This is a genomic window from Nocardia sp. CC213A (assembly GCF_030766805.1).
Lineage (GTDB): Bacteria > Actinomycetota > Actinomycetes > Mycobacteriales > Mycobacteriaceae > Nocardia > Nocardia otitidiscaviarum.
In genome coordinates this window covers 69490-87122 of record NZ_JASFXA010000017.1, presented here as the reverse complement: position 1 = coordinate 87122, position 17633 = coordinate 69490, and the positions used below count along the sequence as shown (strand labels likewise).

Annotated in this window: 16 protein-coding genes; 10 read left to right on the top strand and 6 right to left on the bottom strand. The window is 70.4% G+C overall.

Going from position 1 to position 17633, the window contains the following annotated elements; translation table 11 throughout:
- Positions 1 to 136 precede the first annotated feature (136 nt).
- Complete coding sequence (locus tag QJS31_RS27185) at positions 137 to 1354, top strand: glutamate ABC transporter substrate-binding protein (RefSeq protein WP_282783388.1); 1218 nt, start codon at positions 137 to 139, stop codon at positions 1352 to 1354.
- 4 nt (positions 1355 to 1358) lie between these two features.
- Here the strand turns inward: QJS31_RS27185 and QJS31_RS27180 are convergent, their stop codons facing one another.
- The 3 genes from QJS31_RS27180 to QJS31_RS27170 form a co-directional block, all read right to left on the bottom strand.
- Entirely contained in the window at positions 1359 to 1808 is a 450-nt protein-coding gene (locus QJS31_RS27180) for a pyridoxamine 5'-phosphate oxidase family protein (RefSeq protein WP_282783390.1), read from the bottom strand.
- Positions 1809 to 1889: 81 nt separating this feature from the next.
- A complete protein-coding gene (locus QJS31_RS27175; RefSeq protein ID WP_306358050.1) occupies positions 1890 to 2840 on the bottom strand; it encodes an alpha/beta hydrolase in 951 nt (316 codons plus the stop codon).
- Between the two features lie 22 nt (positions 2841 to 2862).
- Positions 2863 to 3615, bottom strand: a complete 753-nt coding sequence (locus tag QJS31_RS27170; protein WP_282783394.1) for a glucose 1-dehydrogenase — start codon at positions 3613 to 3615, stop codon at positions 2863 to 2865.
- Positions 3616 to 3916: 301 nt separating this feature from the next.
- Between QJS31_RS27170 and QJS31_RS27165 the strand changes: the two genes are divergently transcribed.
- Genes QJS31_RS27165 through QJS31_RS27155 form a run of 3 tightly spaced genes read left to right on the top strand, consistent with a single transcriptional unit; the run spans position 3917 to position 7153 of the window.
- Positions 3917 to 5548, top strand: coding sequence for an FAD-binding protein (locus tag QJS31_RS27165; RefSeq protein WP_372341750.1), 1632 nt, complete (start codon positions 3917 to 3919; stop codon positions 5546 to 5548).
- 1 nt (position 5549) lies between these two features.
- Positions 5550 to 6281, top strand: coding sequence for a glucose 1-dehydrogenase (locus QJS31_RS27160; RefSeq protein ID WP_306358048.1), 732 nt, complete (start codon positions 5550 to 5552; stop codon positions 6279 to 6281).
- A 56-nt stretch (positions 6282 to 6337) separates the two neighbouring features.
- Complete coding sequence (locus QJS31_RS27155) at positions 6338 to 7153, top strand: SDR family oxidoreductase (RefSeq protein WP_029927137.1); 816 nt, start codon at positions 6338 to 6340, stop codon at positions 7151 to 7153.
- A gap of 1 nt (position 7154) precedes the next feature.
- On the opposite strand, the gene QJS31_RS27150 is transcribed toward QJS31_RS27155, so the two are convergent.
- The gene (locus tag QJS31_RS27150; RefSeq protein ID WP_306358047.1) at positions 7155 to 9623 is read right to left on the bottom strand and encodes a molybdopterin-dependent oxidoreductase; all 2469 of its coding nucleotides are present in this window, start codon (positions 9621 to 9623) and stop codon (positions 7155 to 7157) included.
- A 130-nt stretch (positions 9624 to 9753) separates the two neighbouring features.
- Here QJS31_RS27150 and QJS31_RS27145 point away from each other — a divergent pair, with 130 nt between their 5' ends.
- A complete protein-coding gene (locus tag QJS31_RS27145) occupies positions 9754 to 10596 on the top strand; it encodes a patatin-like phospholipase family protein (protein WP_282781554.1) in 843 nt (280 codons plus the stop codon).
- Between the two features lie 27 nt (positions 10597 to 10623).
- Here the strand turns inward: QJS31_RS27145 and QJS31_RS27140 are convergent, their stop codons facing one another.
- On the bottom strand, positions 10624 to 10959 hold the full coding sequence (locus QJS31_RS27140; protein ID WP_282781556.1) for a helix-turn-helix transcriptional regulator: 336 nt from the start codon (positions 10957 to 10959) through the stop codon (positions 10624 to 10626).
- 79 nt (positions 10960 to 11038) lie between these two features.
- Here QJS31_RS27140 and QJS31_RS27135 point away from each other — a divergent pair, with 79 nt between their 5' ends.
- From QJS31_RS27135 to QJS31_RS27115, 5 genes are read left to right on the top strand one after another with little or no spacing between them, the layout of a single operon-like run.
- Positions 11039 to 12646: an ABC transporter substrate-binding protein gene (locus tag QJS31_RS27135; RefSeq protein ID WP_282781558.1), complete on the top strand. Its 1608-nt coding sequence runs from the start codon at positions 11039 to 11041 to the stop codon at positions 12644 to 12646.
- Between the two features lie 50 nt (positions 12647 to 12696).
- Positions 12697 to 13650: an ABC transporter permease gene (locus tag QJS31_RS27130; RefSeq protein ID WP_282781571.1), complete on the top strand. Its 954-nt coding sequence runs from the start codon at positions 12697 to 12699 to the stop codon at positions 13648 to 13650.
- The gene (locus QJS31_RS27125) at positions 13643 to 14464 is read left to right on the top strand and encodes an ABC transporter permease (RefSeq protein WP_282781560.1); all 822 of its coding nucleotides are present in this window, start codon (positions 13643 to 13645) and stop codon (positions 14462 to 14464) included. The genes QJS31_RS27130 and QJS31_RS27125 overlap by 8 nt, the downstream gene beginning before the upstream one ends.
- Complete coding sequence (locus tag QJS31_RS27120; RefSeq protein WP_282781562.1) at positions 14461 to 15372, top strand: ATP-binding cassette domain-containing protein; 912 nt, start codon at positions 14461 to 14463, stop codon at positions 15370 to 15372. Before QJS31_RS27125 ends, QJS31_RS27120 begins: the two co-directional genes overlap by 4 nt.
- Complete coding sequence (locus tag QJS31_RS27115) at positions 15372 to 16004, top strand: ABC transporter ATP-binding protein (protein WP_306358046.1); 633 nt, start codon at positions 15372 to 15374, stop codon at positions 16002 to 16004. The genes QJS31_RS27120 and QJS31_RS27115 overlap by 1 nt, the downstream gene beginning before the upstream one ends.
- On the opposite strand, the gene QJS31_RS27110 is transcribed toward QJS31_RS27115, so the two are convergent.
- A complete protein-coding gene (locus QJS31_RS27110; protein ID WP_282781567.1) occupies positions 15990 to 17576 on the bottom strand; it encodes a FadD3 family acyl-CoA ligase in 1587 nt (528 codons plus the stop codon). The two genes, QJS31_RS27115 and QJS31_RS27110, sit on opposite strands and share 15 nt — an antisense overlap.
- Positions 17577 to 17633: the final 57 nt, after the last annotated feature.

Below are 17633 nucleotides of genomic sequence, written 5' to 3'. Positions count from 1 at the left end.
ATATTCGGAGGAATTCACGTCGGAAGTATTCGAGTTCGCCGAGTTTTCCGCTGTCGAATGGTTGGATGCACGATGGTTGCCCATTGCGCCAGAAGATTACGCATTCCGAACCACCGCAGACAGGAGAGCGTTGTCGATGAAAGGTGTGAGCCTCGCCGGTGTGATCGCCGTGGGCCTGACGGTCGCGGCCTGCGGTGAGGAGAGTGAACCCGCGGTGCCGCCGCAACAGCCCCCGTCGCTGACCGTCGGGATCAAATTCGATCAGCCCGGGATGTCGGTCATGGGGCCGGACGGCGTGCCACGCGGTTTCGACGCCGACGCCGCCACCTATATCGCGGGCAAGCTCGGTGTCACGCCCGAGCACATCGTCTGGAAGGAAGCGCGCTCGGAAGATCGTGAGCGCCTGTTGAATTCGGGGGCGGTGGATTTCGTGGTCGCCTCCTACTCCATTACCGCGGGTCGCCAGCAGCAGGTGTCCTTCGCCGGGCCGTACCTGGTCGCGGGGCAGGATCTGCTGGTCCGGCAGAGCGAGCGGAAGATCGAACGTCCCGAGGACCTCAACGGCCGCACGGTCTGCACCGCGGAGGGCTCCAGCTCCGCGGACAAGATCCGCAAGGACTTCGCCGCCCGCGCCGATCTGGTCACCCGCGACACCTATGTGCAGTGCGTCGCCGACCTGCTCACCGGCACGGTGGACGCGGTCTCCACCGATGACGTGATCCTCGCCGGATACGCCGCGCAGCATCCCGGCACCCTGCGCGTGGTGGGCCATCGCTTCACCCGGGAGCACTACGGCGTCGGCGTCCGCAAGGGTGATATCGACATGCAGGCTCGCATCACCCGGGCCATCCGCATGATGATCGACGACGGCACCTGGCGGCGCGCCATCGAAGCCAATATCAGCCCGTCCGGACACCGAACCCTGCCGCCCCCACCGGTTTTCAACGCACCGGACAAGGAGATCGCCCCCGGCGACCGCACTCAGCTCGATCCGGAGCTGGTCCGCATCACCGAGGCCATCGCCGCGACCTTCAACGCCCAGGACTGGGAGGGCTTCCAACAGCTGGTCTGCCCCGAAACCGCCCAGGACATCGACGATCTCGTCATCCAGTACACCCCGCAGTACGACCGCACCCTGGGCCCGGAGGTGCGATCGGCGGGATTCACCAAGACGATCACCGGCATCACCCAGACCAGCCCGAACTCGGCCACCTACCTGGCGCACGAATCCTTCACCAATATCCCGGAGAAGTACCGCCGGTACTTCAAGGACATCGACTACACCGGCACCATGGTCCGCCGCGACGGCGAGTGGCGACTGTGTTCCATCGCCGCCGATTTCGTCGAACCCTGAGCGGTCAGTGAGACCGCTCGGCGCGGGCCGGCACCAGGCCGTAGGGGTCCGGGTGGATCTCGCGGGTGAAGTCCATGACCTCCACGGCGGTCGGACGCAGTCGCAGCAGTACGAAGTCGTCGCCCTCCGGACCGTCGGGGAAGAACATGTCGAATCCGTTCACCCATCGGGCTTTGCGTTCCTCGAGGTCGTCGACAACGGTGGCGGTGGCGTACACGCACGCGTAGGCGTAGGCCGCGCGATCTTCTACGGCGTAGGTGACCTCGGGGGAGCGGGCGATATCGGCCGCCTTGCGTGAGGCCGGGCTGGTGCCGATCCAGATGGTGCCGTCGGCGTCCACGCCCGCGTGCTGGACGAGGCGGGTGTGGACGCGCCCGGCGGCGCTCGTGCTGAGGAATCCGTACGGGGTCGTCCGCAGCATCTCCCGGGTGGTGGCGAACAGTTGGTTCGACATGACCAAGCTCCCAAACAATATAGAGGGTTCGTTTCATATAGATATAGAACGAACAACCTACATGGGGCAAGGTCGATCGGGTCACACGGTGGTGCGGGTGAGGGCGGTGCGCAGGGCGGCGAAGGCCGCCGCATTGGCGCGTTCGGTCTCCGGGAGGTGCCAGGCCATGGACATGAAGCCGTGGACGGTGCCGTCCCAGCGCTGGACCTCCGCGTTCACCCCGGCCGCGCGCAGGCGGCGGCCGTACGCCTCACCCTCGTCGCGCAGCGGGTCGAATTCGGCGGTGACGATATGGGCGGGCGGCAGGCCGGACAGGTCGGCGCGGGTCGGATTGGCGTAGGGGTGGTTCGCGTCGGCGGGGGTGCGCAGATACTGCCGCCAGTACCAGTGCAGGTGGGCGGCGGTGGTGAAGTAGCCCTCGGCGTTGTCGGTGTAGGAGGGGCTGTCGCAGGCCGGGTCGAGCATGGGGTAGAGCAGCAGTTGGAAGGCGATGTCGGGGCCGCCGGTGTCGCGGGCTCGGAGGGCGGCGACGGTGGCGAGATTGCCGCCGGCGCTGTCACCGGCGACGGCGATGCGGGCCGGATCGCCGCCGAGGGCTTCGGCATGGTCGGCCACCCAGCGCAGGACCGCGTAGGCGTCGTCGGCGGCGGCCGGGAAGCGGGCCTCCGGGGCACGCCGGTAGTCGACCGACACCACGATCACGCCCGCCGCGTCGGCCATGGTCCGGCAGAACCGGTCGTGGCTGTCGAGGCCGCACAGGACGAACCCCCCGCCGTGGTAGAAGACCACGACGGCGGGCACCCGCTCGGCGTGTAGCGGCCGGTACAGCCGGACCGGCACCTCGGGCGCGTCCGGTGGTCCCGGTATCAGCCAATCCTCCACCCCGGCAACGGGTATCGGCTCCACCACCGGCACGGGCCGGGCGGCCAGGAAGGCCCGCGCCGCGGCGGCGTCGCAGACCTCGGTGCCGAGTGCGGGGAAGGCCGCCGCGGCGGCGTCGACGAAGGATCGCCATTCGGGGGAGAGGGGCATCGGGTATTCCTTGCCGGGGTCGCTACGGATTCCGCGGGATGAACTTGCCCGCCGCCAGACCGCCGTCCACGGTCACCTCCGCACCGGTGATGTAGGCCGCCGCGTCGGAGGCGAGGAAGGCGACCAGCTCGGCGACCTCCTCCGGCAGTCCGGTGCGTTCCAGCGGCAGTGTCGGGAAGCTGCCCGGGCCGGTGGTCAGATACGGCACCATCGGAGTGGCGATGGGGCCCGGATGCACCGAATTCACGCGGATGCCGACGGGTCCCAGCTCCAGCGCCGCGATCTTGCTGAGTCCGCGCAGCCCCCACTTCGAGGAGCCGTAGGCGGAGTGGTTCATCAGGCCTTCGATCCCGGCCTGGGAGGAGATGTTGACGATGGAGCCGCCGCCCGCCTCGGTCATCGGCCCGACCGCCGCCTTGATGCCGTTGAACGCACCGACCAGGTTCACCCGCAGAATCCGCTCCAGCTCCTCGGTGGAGGTCTCCACGAGCGGTTTCATGGTGTAGATCGCGGCATTGTTCACCAGTACGTCGAGTTTGCCGAAGGTCGAGACGGCTTCGCCGACGGCGGTGTTCCAGCTGTCGTTGTCGGTGACGTCGTGATGCACGAAATGCGCTGCCGCCCCGAGTGATTCGGCTAGCTCCTTACCCTCCGCGGCCAATACGTCGGTGATCACCACCCGTGCCCCGCGTGACGCGAACAGTCGTGCCTCCGCCGCGCCCTGGCCGCGAGCCGCGCCCGTGATGAGCGCGACTTTGCCGTTCAGATCAACCATGTCGTTTCCCTGCTCCATGTCCTTGTGTCCTCGCGCCGCCACCGCGGTCGGGCCGGGGTTATGCCTGTCCGAAATAGTTCTGCACGCATACCCCGTGGTCACGGGGGTGTCCCAGTGGTCGGGACCACATCGTGCCGGGCACCGGGGGCCGCCTTAGCGTCGATCGCACAACCCGCGTCCCCGCCTGCCGTCGTCCCGCCGTGTCACGGCGGCCCGCGCACCGGCTGCGGTAACTGAAAAGGACTCGAGAACTGTGGAATTCGAATTCGATGTGGTCGTGGTCGGCTCCGGCGCGGCCGGGATGACCGCCGCGCTCACCGCCGCCTACCGCGGGCTGTCGGTGACGTTGATCGAGAAGAGCCGCCTGTTCGGCGGCTCGACCGCGCGCTCCGGCGGCGGTATCTGGGTGCCGAACAATCCGGTGCTCCAGGCGGCGGGCGTGCCCGACAGCCCGGAGATGGCCCGCACCTATCTGAAAGCCGTTGTGGGCGATCGCGTTCCGGAGGCCAAGCAGCGGGCTTTCCTGGATCACGGGCCGGAGATGTTCCGCTACCTGGGCGCTCGCTCGCGGTACTGGGAATTCGTCTACGACCGCGGCTATTCCGACTATCACCCGGAGTTCCCCGGCGGGCTGTCACAGGGCCGCAGCATCGAACCCGCTCCCATCGACGGGCGGCTGCTGGGCGCGGATCTGCACAAGATCAATCAGCCGACCATGTCCGCGCCCAAGGGCATCGCCATCACGGTCAGCGACTTCCACGACCTCAATATGATCGCCCGCACCTGGGCGGGCAAGAAGACGGCCGTGAAGGTGGGTGCGCGCACCGCGCTGAACCTGCTCAGGGGCGCGCTGCCGCTCAGCCTGGGCAAGGCCCTGGCCGCCCGGCTGTGGCTGTCGCTGCGGGACGCGGGCGTGCCGGTGTGGCTGGGCACGCCGCTCACCGAGGTCGTCACCGAGGGCGGCGCCGTGGTCGGGGTGCGGGCCGAGCACGAGGGCCGCTCCGTCCTCATCCGGGCGCGGCGCGGCGTGGTGCTGGCGGCGGGCGGCTTCGAACACAACCTCGAGATGCGCGAGCAGTACCTGTCCGGGCCGCAGTCCACCGACTGGACCGTGGGTGCGACCGAGAACGTCGGGGAGGGCATCGTGGCGGGCCAGAAGGTCGGCGGCGCGGTGGACCTGATGGACGACGCCTGGTGGGGCCCGTCGGTGCGCAATCCCGACGGACCGCCGTTCTTCTGCCTGGCCGAGCGCTCGCAGCCGGGCGCGATCATGGTGAACGACAACGGGGAACGGTTCGTCAACGAATCCGCGCCGTATGTGAACGTGGTGCACCGGATGTACGAGATGGAAGCGGCCGGCACCGGCAGCATCCCGGCGCACTTCATCTTCGACCAGAACTTCCGCGACCGCTATCTGTTCCTCGGCAACTTCCCGAAACGCCCACTGCCGCAGAAGTATTACGACGCGGGCATCATCACCTCGGCCGACACCCTGGCCGAGCTCGCCGACAAGATCGGGGTGCCCGCCGACCGGCTCACCGCCACCGTGCGGCGGTTCAACGACTTCGCCCGCGCCGGTCGCGACGAGGATTACGGCCGTGGCGATTCCGCCTACGACCGGTACTACGGCGATCCGACCGTGCGCCCGAACCCTACCCTCGCACCGCTCGAGCGCGGACCGTTCTACGCGGTGGAGATGGTGCCCGGCGACCTCGGCACCAAGGGCGGCCTGGTGACCGACGAGTACGCCCGGGTGCTCGACCACGACGGTGAGCCCATCGCCGGACTCTATGCGGCGGGCAATAATTCGGCCGCCGTCATGGGCAACGACTACGCCGGTGCGGGCGCGACCATCGGGCCCGCCATGGTGTTCGGCTTCATCGCCGCCAATCACCTGGCCGACTCGCGGTCGGCGCGACACGAGGAGAGCTGAGATGGGACGCGTCGACGACAAGCACGTCGTGATCACCGGCGGGGCGCGCGGCATGGGCGCGGCCTTCGCGCGCCGACTCGCGGCCGAGGGCGCGCGGGTGACCATTGCCGATGTGCTGGCCGAGCCGGGGCGTGCGGTGGCGGCCGAGATCGGTGACGCCGCGCTGTTCCTACCGCTCGACGTGACCGACGAGGGCGATTGGACCACGGTGATCGCCACCGCCGAGGCGCGGTTCGGCCCGGTGTCCGGGCTGGTCAACAATGCGGGCATCGTGCACGTGGACCCCATCGAGAAGCTGTCGGAGGCCGACTACCGCCGGGTCGTCGACGTGAACCAGGTCGGTGTCTTTCTCGGGATGAAGACGGTGATCGGCTCCATGCGCCGTGCGGGCGTGGGGTCCATCGTGAACATCTCCTCCACCGGAGGACTCATCGGCTATGCCGATATCCTCGGCTACGTCGCCTCCAAATGGGCGGTGCGCGGGATGACCAAGACGGCGGCGCAGGAGTTGGCCGCCGACAATATCCGGGTCAACTCGGTGCATCCCGGCATCGTCGCCACCGAGATGACGGCGGCGTCGGATCGCTCGCGGTCGATCGCGGCGACGCAGCCCATCGCGCGCCCCGCCACCCCGGAGGAGTTGGCGAATCTGGTGCTGTTCCTCATCTCCGACGAGTCCTCCTACTCCACCGGCGCGGAATTCGTCGCCGACGGCGGCTTCACCACCCAGTAAGACCGGCGCGGTTCCGCCATCGTGCGACTCCGCCACTGCGAGACAAGGACATTCCCATGCAGAGCTTCCACGGCAAGGTCGCCGTCGTCACCGGGGCCGGGGCCGGTATCGGCCGGGCGCTGGCCCTCGAACTGGCCCGCGAGGGGGCGGCGCTCGCGCTGTCGGGGCGCACTCTCGACAGCGTGGCCGAGACCGCCGCCCTGTGCGAGCAGGAGGGGGCGAAGGCCCGCGCCTATCGGCTCGACGTCACCGACCGCGCGGCGGTGTACGCGCACGCCGACGCGGTGGTGGCCGATTTCGGCACGGTGAACCTGGTCGTCAACAATGCCGGTGTCTCGCTGACCGCCAATATCGAGGACGTCACCTGGGAGGACTTCGAGTGGATCTTCGATATCAACTTCTGGGGCACGGCGCACGGCACCAAGGCGTTCCTGCCGCATGTCATCGCCTCGGGTGACGGGCATATCGCCAATGTCTCCAGCATGTTCGGGCTGGTCGCCTGCCCGAGTCAAAGTGGTTACAGCTCATCGAAGTTCGCCATGCGGGCGTTCACCGACGCGCTGCGCCAGGAGATGATCATCGCGGGCCACCGGGTGGGCGTCAGCAGTGTGCACCCGGGCATGATCAAGACCGAGATCGCCTGGAAGGCAAGGGCGTCGGCCGATCGTGATCGCGACGCCCTGGCCTCCAACTTCGACCGGCTGGCCAAGACCTCGCCGGAGCAGTGCGCCCGGACCATCCTGAACGGCATCCGCAAGAACAAGCCGCTCATTCTCATCGGCACCGACGCCAAGGCCATGAACTGGATGCAGCGCCTGCTCGGCTCCGGCTACATGAAGCCGCTGACCGCGCAGATGCGCAAGGAGATCTGACTCAGGCGAGCACCTCGATGCGTGCCGGAACGTACTTGTGCCACGGGGTTCCGGCGATCGGGTCGCGGTGGCGCAGGGAGGTGAGCTCGTTCGGAGCCACGCCCGCGCGCCGACCGTCGTCCTCGGTGCCGAGACCGTTGGGCAGGGTGATATTGCCGGGTCGGACGGTATCGGTCACCTCGACCACGGCCGGGGCCGCTCCCGCCTCGGTGACCACGCGCACCCGGTCGCCGGTGTCGACGCCGAGCCGCCGCGCGTCCTCGGGGTTCACCCGCAGCGCGCCGTCGGCGTCGCGGCGTCGCCAGGCCGGATCGCGGAAAATCGTATTGGCGGTGAAGGATCGGCGCTCACCGGCCGCCAGGATGAACGGGTAGTCGGGATCGGCCCGGTCCGGCGCATCGGCCAGTTCGCTGAAAGCCGCCAGCAGTTCCGGGATCTCCAGGGTGAAGCGGCGATCCGGGCGGCGGACGTAATTCCAAGTGTCGGACCATTCGTCGACCGTGAACGTGACGCCCGAGCGGCCGTGCAGGATTGCCTCGAAAAGCTGCTCCCCGGCGGCCAATCCGGGACCGCGGTACCCGGCGCGGCCGACCCCTGCGGGATTGCCCAGGGCGCACAGGTGGGCGATGCCCCACAGCACGGCCGCCCCGCGCAACTCCTCGGGCAGGGTCGGGCCGAGGGTTTCGTAGAGCACGTACGGCGCCAGCCGCATCAGCGTCGGATCGGCGGCGACGGCACTGAAGAAGGCCAGCGCGAAGGCGTGACGTCCGGCGCGGGCGGCGGTACGCAGCCGCGCGAGGGTGGTCCGCGGGACGGCGTCGAGCGCGGTGAGCAGGCGCGCGTAGATCTCCGGCTCCGGCAGCGTGCCCGTCAGCGGCGGCAGCAGCGGGGCGCGCAGCTGGAAGGTGTTGTGCGGGAACTCGAAATTGAAGAAGGTGGCCTCGCACTTCTCGAACTGGCTGGCCGCGGGGAGTACGTAGTGCGCGTGCCGGGCGGTTTCGGTGAAGGCCACATCGACCACGACCACCAGGTCGAGGGCGTCCAGCGCGGCGCGGAAGGTCTTCGAATCCGCGAGGGAGTGCGCGGGATTCACGCTGTCGATCCACATGGCGCGGAAGCGGTCGGGGTGATCGGTGAGGATCTCCTCGGCGATGGAGTTGCACGGCACCAGGCCCGCGATGATGCGCGCGCCGGTGACCGGGGTGCGGCGCGCACCGCCGGGCTGGCTGACCCCGCCCGCGCCGCCCAGCAGGCCACCGGCCATCGGGGCGACGGCGGTCACGAGTTTCTCGGCGGCGGTGTCGGCGAGTTTCGCACCGGCGGGCAGGGCGGTGAGTGCGCCGAGGGAGGCCGACAGCGTGGTCGCGCCGAGCGGAACGGCGCGGGTGGCGGCGGTGCCGAGGGTCTTGCGCGCCCGGTCCAGGAGTGACGGTGGTCGGGTGCGCGCGGTGCGTGGAGGAGCGGCGCTGCCCGCCACGGCGGCGAGCACCGAGTGCAGGGCCATGGTGCCCGGCTTGCCGAAATTGCCGGTGAGGATCCACAGCAGCTTGTTGAGGTACGACGACAGGGTGGAGTGCGGGGCCTGCTGGATGCCGAGGTCCTCGTAGGTGGCGACGGACTCGCCGGTGCCGATGGCGCGCGCGGCGGCGCGGATCAGCTCCTCGTCGACCCCGCAGCGGCGCGAGAACTCGGGCACGTCGACGGTCTTCAACCGCGCGAGCACGGCGTCCGCGCCGGTGGTGTGCTCGTCGAGGAATTGGTGGTCGAGCAGGTCCTCCTGCACCAGCACGCCGAGCAGCGCGCCCAGGCAGTAGGCGTCGGTGCCGGGCGCGACCTGGAGGTGGATGTCGGCGAGGTCGGCGGTCTCGGTGCGGCGCGGGTCGATGACGATCATGGTGCGGTCCGGATCGGCGGCGATCTGCCGCAGCACCGGCCTGGCCCGCGCGAAACTGTGGGACTGCCAGGGGTTCTTGCCCACGAACACGACCACCCGGGCGTGTTCGAAATCGCCCTTGGTGTGGCCGCCGTAGAGCTTGCCGTCCACCCACATCTCGCCGGTCTTCTCCTGCGCCAGCGCATTGGAGTAGTACTTCGCGCCGACCGCGGCCTGGAGCGCCTGCGCGTAGCTGCCGCCCAGGTGATTGCCCTGTCCGCCACCGCCGTAGAAGAAGATCTTGTCGCCGCCGTGGGTGTCGCGCACCGCGCTCAGCCGGGCGGCGATCTCGGTGACGGCGGTATCCCAGTCGATCTCGGTGTAGCTGCCGTCCGGTTCGCGCCGCAGCGGGCGGGTCAGGCGGTGCGGATAACTCTGGTAGTAGTCCAGCCGCAGCGCCTTCTCGCAGGTGTAGCCCCCGGAGGCGACGTGCTCCTTATCGCCGCGGATGCGGGCCAGCCGCCGACCCTCGACCTCGATCTCCAGCCCGCAGTTGCATTCGCACAGGATGCACGCCGTCTTCCGCGCCGATGCCATGGCGGTCTCCTCCTCAGTGAACGGACAGAACGTTCCTTCGTAGGTGCATGATTGCAGTATAACGATCGGTATACAAGGGTGATGGGCAAACACCCCGGTCGGCGGCGGGTTGTTCGGTACCGTGGGATTCATGGCTGGACCGGTGTCGCCCAAGGGATCTCGCATCGCGCTCGTACTGGGCGGGGGAGGGCCGGTGGGTATCTCGTGGCTCGCCGGGTTGGCGGTCGGGTTGCGTGCGGCGGGTATCGACCTGGGCCTGGCCGATCGGTTCGTGGGCACCTCGGCGGGTGCGGTGGTGGGCACCGTGCTCGCGGCCGGTGCCGACCCCATCCGCCTGCTGACCCCGCCGCCCGCGGACGCGCCGCCGCTGCGAGCGGATCCGGCGCGGCTGGGGGAGATCTTCGCGACCATGACCGAACCCGGCATCGCCCCGAAGGACGCCCGCCGCAAGATCGGCGCGCTGGCCATGGCGGCGGACGTCGGTGCGCCCGGAGTGCACATCGACCGCATGCGCGCCCTGGTCGGCGTCGACGACTGGCCCGACCGCGATATCGTGCTCACCGCCATCGACGCCCACTCCGGCGACCTGCGCACCTGGACCCGCGGCGGCGCGGCGACGCTGGCCGAGGCCCTCGCCGCCACCACATCGGTTCCCGGTGTGCTCCCGCCCATTCCCATCGACGGCCGCACCTACATCGACGGGGGCCTGCGCTCCGCCATCAACGCCGATCTGGCCCTGCCCGCGGACGTCGTCGTCATCCTCGAACCCCTGGCGCACATTTTCCCCCGCACCCGCGCCGACCGCGACCTCGGCTCCGCCCGCGAGATCTCCGTCGTCCCCGACGCCACCGCCGTCGCCGCCTTCGGGCCCGACGTCTTCGCCGTCGCCGCCCTCACCCCCGCCTTCGAATCCGGCGTCCGCCAATCCGCCGACGCCGCCACGTCCCTCAAAGACGCCTGGCCCGCCCGCTGACAGGTGTCGCGCGGATGCGCGGTGGCCTCAGTCGTGGGTCGCGCCGATATTGTGCAGCACCTCGTGGATGATCGGATCGTCGAGGTGGTTGGCGACCGCGCGGCCCATGCGGGTGGAGGTGATGAAGTTCTCGTGCCGCAGGACCCGCAGTGCCTGGGAGATCGAGTTCTCGGTGCGGCCGGTGGCGGCGGCGAGTTCACCCACGGTGATGCCGGGGCAGCGGTGCAGGCAGAGCAGGATCTCCAGGCGGCCGGGATCGGAGAGCAGGTCGAAGCGGCGCGCCCAGGCGCGAATGTCCACGCCACACAGCGCCAGTTGGCCGCGCTGAACCGGTGACCCCTTCGTTGACCGCGGTTCTCCCATGGCCCTCACGGTAGTCGCGTCGGAACGCCAGGCCCTATTATCTGTTCACCTGAACAGGTGAACAGTTGAAAGGCTCTCGATGAGGATTGGCTCCCGGACGTCGCGCAGCGTCGGTGTCCTGCTCGCACTGACCGCCGCGCTGTCGGCGTGCGGTGCGCCGACGACCACCGACGACGGGTCGCTGGTCCTCGCCGACGGATACGAACTCGGCGGCTACAACCCGATCGCCGGGTACGGCGCGGCGGGTGAGGCCAAGATGTACGACGGGCTGCTGCGGCTGCGCGGCGGCCCGGGGCTCCCGGAGTTCGATCCGGCGCTGGCGATCGCGCCGCCGGTCGCCGCCGCCGACGCCGCGGTGTGGACCGTCGAGCTGCGGCCGGGGGTGAAGTTCAGCGACGGAACGGATTTCGACGCCGCCGATGTGGTGGCCACCTATCGCGCCGTTCTCGATCCCGCCTCCGCCTCCGAGGTGCGCTCCTCCTACGAGATGATCGAGCGCGTCGACGCCGTCGACTCCGATACCGTGCGCTTCACCCTGCGCTACTCCTACGCCGCGTTCCCCACCAAGCTGCTCATCGGCATCGTGCCGTCGGAGGCGGTCGCCACCCCGGGCCCGGCCGCCGAATCCCCGCTCAACACCGCCCCCGTCGGCACCGGGCCGTACCGCCTGACCGAACTGACCCCGGAGCGCGCGGTGCTGGTCGCGAACGAGGACTACTGGGACGGCCCGCCCGCGGTGCGGAAGGTCACGCTGGTCTACGTCCCCGACGACAACACCCGCGCGCAGCGCATGGCCGCCGGTGAACTCGACGGCACCACGCTGCCACCGCTGCTGGCGCGCACCTTCGCCGACCGCGCCGGAATGACGGTGTCCGCCAACACCTCCGCCGACTGGCGCGGCGTCTCGCTGCCCTCGGGACATCCGGTGACGGGTGACCCCGCCGTTCGCATGGCGCTCAATCTGGCGGTGGACCGCCGGGCCGTCATCGACAATGTGCTCGGCGGCTACGGCCGCCCGGCCTATACGCCGATTCCCGAGGTGTACGGCGAAGCCCACAATCCCGCGGCGACATTCGACTTCGACCGGGAGCGGGCCGCGGCACTGCTGGACGCGGCCGGGTGGCGACCGGGACCGGACGGCATCCGCGTGCGGGACGGTCAGCGGGCCGCGTTCACGGTCATGTACAAGTCCACCGACACCCTGCGCCGCGATCTGGCACAGGCGTTCGCCTCCGACGCCCGCCGCATCGGCATCGAGGTGGATCTGGAGGGGTTGTCCTGGGACCGGATCGAGCCGCGGGTGGAACGCGACGCCATTCTGCTCGGCGGCGGGGACGAACCCTACGATCCGGATACGCAGGCGTACAAGACGCTGCACTCGGCCTACCTGGACCCGGCCGTGGGCAGCGTCTACGACAATGCCAGCCGCCACGCCGATCCCGCCGTCGACGCGGCCCTCGATCGGGCCCGCCGCAGCACCGATCCGGCCGCCCGCGCCGCCGCGTACCGCGACGTGCAGAGCGCCTACATCGCCGACCCGAGCTATGTGTTCCTGGCCTTCCTCGACCACACCTACGTGACCAGGGATTCGAATTGGGTGATGTCGGGCCCCGTGCTGGAGCCGCATACGCACGGCGTCGCCTGGGGACCCTGGTGGTCCCTGCACACCTGGACGCGACGCTCGTGACCTCGGTGACGCCGCGGCGCAACCGATTCCGGGACCGGGGGCTGCCCCGGATGATCGGCTTCCGGCTGCTCACGCTGATCCCGGTGCTGGCGGCGGTGGCGGCCGGACTCTTCGCGGCCGCCGCGTATTCGCCCTTCGATCCGCTGGCGGGCTATCTGGGCAATCGCTACGAGACCACCTCGGAAGCCGACAAGGCGCTGCTGGCACGGGAATTGGGCCTCGACACCCCCTGGTACCAGCTGCTCGGCCGCTGGTTCGGCCGGGTGCTCACCGGTGACCTGGGCATGTCCCGAGGTTACGGTCAGCCCGTGAGTCAGGTGGTGGCCGAACGCATTCCGTGGACCGTGCTGCTGGTCGGCGTCTCGCTCACCATGGCCGTTCTCATCGCGGTGACGCTCGGCGCGTGGACCGGGATGCGGCGCGGTGGCCTGGTGGACCGGGCGGTCAGCACCGCCTGCGTGGTGGTGCAGGGGCTGCCGCCGTTCGTGCTGGCCCTGGCCGCCATCGGAATCTTCGCCGTCGGCACCGGCTGGCTGCCGCCCGCCGGACTCACCGACGCCGGCGCCGACCCCGATGTGGCTCAGGTGCTCCGGCATCTGGTGCTGCCCGCGTCGGCGCTCGCGCTGTCGCAGCTGCCCTGGCTGCTGCTGGCAGTGCGGGAGTCGGTGTCGCACAACCGGAGTGAGGACTTCGTCACCGGAGCCATGGCGCGCGGCGTGGATGCGGTCACCATCGCCCGCCGCCACATCCTGCCCATGTCGCTGGCTCCGTTCGTGACCATCCTGGGCGTGCGGCTGCCCGAACTCGTGGTGGGCGCGGTGCTGGTGGAGGAGATCTTCTCGTGGCCGGGCATCGCGGGCGCGTTCGTCGACTCGGCCACCGATCTGGATATGCCGCTGCTGGCCCTGCTCACCGTGGGCACCACGGGTGCGGTCATGCTCGGCTCGCTGCTCGCCGACATCGCCTGTGTAGTACTGGATCCGCGGGTGCGTGCCGATGGCTGACCGACGTTTCCGCGTCGCGGCCGCCGTCCTCGTCGCGGTCGCGGCCTATGCGCTGCTGGTGCCGTGGCTGTTCGGGATCGACGACCGGCTCACCGACTTCGCGGCGGCCCGGCGGGCGCCGTCGGGGGCGCACTGGTTCGGCACCGACGCCGCCGGACGTGACCTGTTCGTGCGCGTGGCCGCCGCCATTCGCGTCTCACTGCTGGTGGCTGTCGCCTCGGCGCTGCTGGCCACGGTGCTCGGCACCCTGGTCGGCACGGCGTCCGCGCTGGCGGGCGGCTGGGTGGACCGGCTGGTCATGCGCGTCGCCGACACCACCAACGCGCTGCCGCATCTGCTGTTGGGCATCGTCATCGTGGCGCTGTTCCGCGGCAGCGTGCTCGCCGTGGTGCTGTCCATCGCGCTCACGCACTGGGTGCAGGTCGCCCGCGTGGTGCGCGCGGAGACACTGAGCGTGCGCGAACACGACTACCTCGCCGCCGCCCGGCTCGCCGGTGCCGGACCCGGATATCTGTTGCTGCGGCACGTGCTGCCCGCCGTCGCGCCGCAGGCGTTGATCGCGGTGGTGCTGTTGCTGCCGCATGCGGTATGGCACGAATCCACGCTGTCGTTCCTGGGGTTCGGTCTGCCGCCGCACGCGCCGAGTCTGGGCACCCTGCTGGAGGAGGCGCGCTCCTCACTGCTGCTGGGCGGCTGGTGGACGCTGGCGTTCCCGGCCGGCGTGCTGGTCGTCACCACGGTGGCGGTGGCGGTCGCCGGATCGGCCCTGCGCGCCAGGCTCATTCCCCCGAAACCCGCGAGGCTGCTGTCATGACCCTGGTCGATCCCGCCCTGCGCGCCGGACTCGCCATCACGGCGCTCACGGTGCGCATCCCGCTGCCCCGAAGGCGCGTCGTGCACGCGGCCACCGACGTGACGCTCGATGTCCCGCGCGGCCGGGTGACCGCCCTGGTCGGCGAATCCGGTTGCGGCAAATCGGTTGTCGCCAGCGCCGTGCTGGGTCTGCTGCCGCCGCACGCCGAGGTCGGCGGGGCCATCCGCGTCCCGGCCGGGGACCGGCAGCTCGATGTGCGCACCACCGACGAGCCCTACCGGGGTCGGCATGTAGGACTGGTACCGCAGTCCCCGGCAACGCATTTCACCCCGGTGCGCACCATCGGCGCGCAGCTCCTCGAGACGCTCGACCGGCTCGGCTCCCCGCACGGCTGCGCCGACCTGGCCGAGCGCGTCGGCTTCCCGATCGAGGCGTTGGACCGCTATCCGCACGAGCTGTCCGGCGGGATGGCGCAGCGCGCCGCCGTCGCCGCCGCACTGGCCGGTGATCCGGAGACGATCGTCGCCGACGAACCCACCTCCGGACTGGATCGCGACCGCACCGACCACGTGCTGCGCCTGCTGCGCGAGTGCACCGACCACGGTGCGGCGGTCCTGCTCATCACCCACGATCTGGCCGCGCTCATCCGCACCGGAATCGCCGACACCCTGGCGGTCATGTACGCCTCCCACCTGATGGAGACCGGACCGGCCGCGGAACTGCTCGACGATCCGTGGCACGAGTACACGCGGGATCTGCTGGCGGCGCTGCCCGAGCGCGGACTGCGGCCGCTGCCGCATCCCAGCCCGGAGCTGACCGACCTGAGCGCCGAGCGCTGCCACTACCTCGGTGGACCGACGACCCTCACCGCGCGGGGACCGCGCCTGCTGCGCGAACGGAGCCGGTGATGCTGGCGGCCGCCGCGGTGAGCGCGGGATACCGGCGCGGTGACACCGTGCTCGACGGGGTGGACTTCGCCGTCGCACCCGGGGAGGTGGTCGGCCTGGCGGGGGCATCCGGTTCCGGGAAAACCACTCTCGTGCGCGTCCTGGCGGGCCTGGTGACACCGCGCACCGGCGTGGTCACCCTGGACGGGCGACCGTTGGCGCGCGCTCCGCGTGGTGCGGTCGGCGTCGTCTTCCAATCCCCGCGCACGGCGGCCGATCCGCGCTTCACCCTCGCGCGGATCATCGGTGAACCGGCCCGCATCCGCGGGGAACGCGACCCCGATGTCACCGCGCTCGCCGGGGCGGTCGGGCTGACACCGGATCTGCTGGAGCGCCGCCCGCACGAGGTCAGCGACGGCCAGTTTCAGCGCGCGTGCGTGGCGCGCGCCCTGGCGCAGCGGCCGCGCTACCTGCTGTGCGACGAGGCCACCGCCATGCTGGACGCGGCGACCACGGCGGCCATCGTGCGGCTGCTCATGGACCGCGCCGCCGCCGACGGCATCGGCGTGCTGGTCGTGTCGCACGACGGGGAGCTGCTCGACGCCTGTTGCACGCGGGTGGCGAGCATCGAGTCCGGATCACTCCGGTCGTGAGGCCGGTGCGCGCAGCTGGTTCTTCATCACCTTGCCGCCGGTATTGCGGGGCAGCGCGTCGGTGAACGCGATCTCGCGCGGCACCTTGTATCCGGCCAGCCGGGTGCGTGCCCACCCCAGGATGGCCTCGGCATCGGCGGCGGCCGGGTCGGTGGGCACCACCACCGCCCGTCCCACCTCGCCCAGGCGGGGGTCCGGGATGCCGACCACCGCCACCTCGCGAATTCCGGGATGTCCCAGCAGGGTTCGCTCGATCTCGGCGGGATAGGCGTTGAAGCCGCCGACGATGAACACATCCTTCAGGCGGTCGGTGATGCGCAGGTAGCCGTCCGCGTCCAGGGTGCCGACATCCCCGGTGTGCAGCCAGCCGTCGGTGTCGATGGCGGCGGCGGTGGCCTCCCGGTCGTCGAGGTAGCCGCGCATGACATTCGGTCCGCGCACGGTGATCTCGCCGGGCACGCCCGCCGCGACGGGTGCGCCGTCTCGGTCCACCAGGCGAATCTCGGTGTCGAGGACGGCCTTTCCCACCGTGGTCGCCGCCAGTTCGGCGGGTGCGTCGGGCGGGCAGACGGTGATCACGCCGATGGATTCGGTGAGGCCGTAGGCCGTATAGACGTGCGGCACACCGAGTTCGGAGCGAATGCGCTCGACCAGTTCGGTGGGAATGGGCGCGCCGCCGGTTCCGGCCAGCCGCAGTGAGCTCAGATCGCGGCCGGTGCGGTCGCGGCGGAGCAGGTCGGTGAACAGGGTGGGTGCGCCCGCGAGCATGGTGACGCGTTCGCGCGCGATGAGATCGAGCACCGCATCGGCGTCGAAGCGGGGGACCGGGATCATGGTGGCGGCGCGCAGCAGGCAGGCGATGATGCCCGCCTTGTACCCGAAGGTGTGCGAGAACGGATTGACCAGCAGACAGCGGTCGCCGTGCCGCAGTGTGACCGCGTCGGCCCAGCGGTCGAACACCTCCAGGGTCTGCCGGTGGGTGGCGAGCACGCCCTTGGGTGCCCCGGTGGTGCCGGAGGTGAACAGGATGTCGGAGATCGCGTGCGCGTCGACGGCGGCCGCTCGCGCGCGGGCCGCGGCCGCCGGTGTTCCGGAGCCGGATTCGAGGAACGAGCGCCATTCCCCGGCGGCGCTCATATCCACCGTCCGCCGCAGGGTCGGCAGCACCCGGCCCGACTCGGCGAGCAGCCGCGGATAGTCGTTGCCCAGGAAGCCGCGCACGGTGAACAGCGCCCGCGCCCGGGCGCGCGCGAGGATGTCCGCCGTCTCCACCCCGGTCAATCGGGTGTTGATCGGCACCAACACCGCACCCGCTCCGAGCAGTCCCAGCGCGGTGACGATCCAGCGCGCGCCATTGGGAGCCCAGATCCCCACCCGGTCGCCGGGTCCGAGCCCGCTCGCCATGGCCGCCCGCGTCACCGCGAGGGCATGTTCCGCCAGTTCGGCGTAGGTCATCCGGCCCTCGGGCCCGGCGATGGCGAGCACGTCCGGGAACTGTTGTGCCCGGTCCGCGAGCAGCGCGGGAATACTCGTCAGCCCCGTATCGCCCATGGACTCGTCCCGCCGATCCATGCGCCCATCCTGCCGCACCGCCCCGCCCGCTATGCCTGATTCGTCGGATGGGTCCCG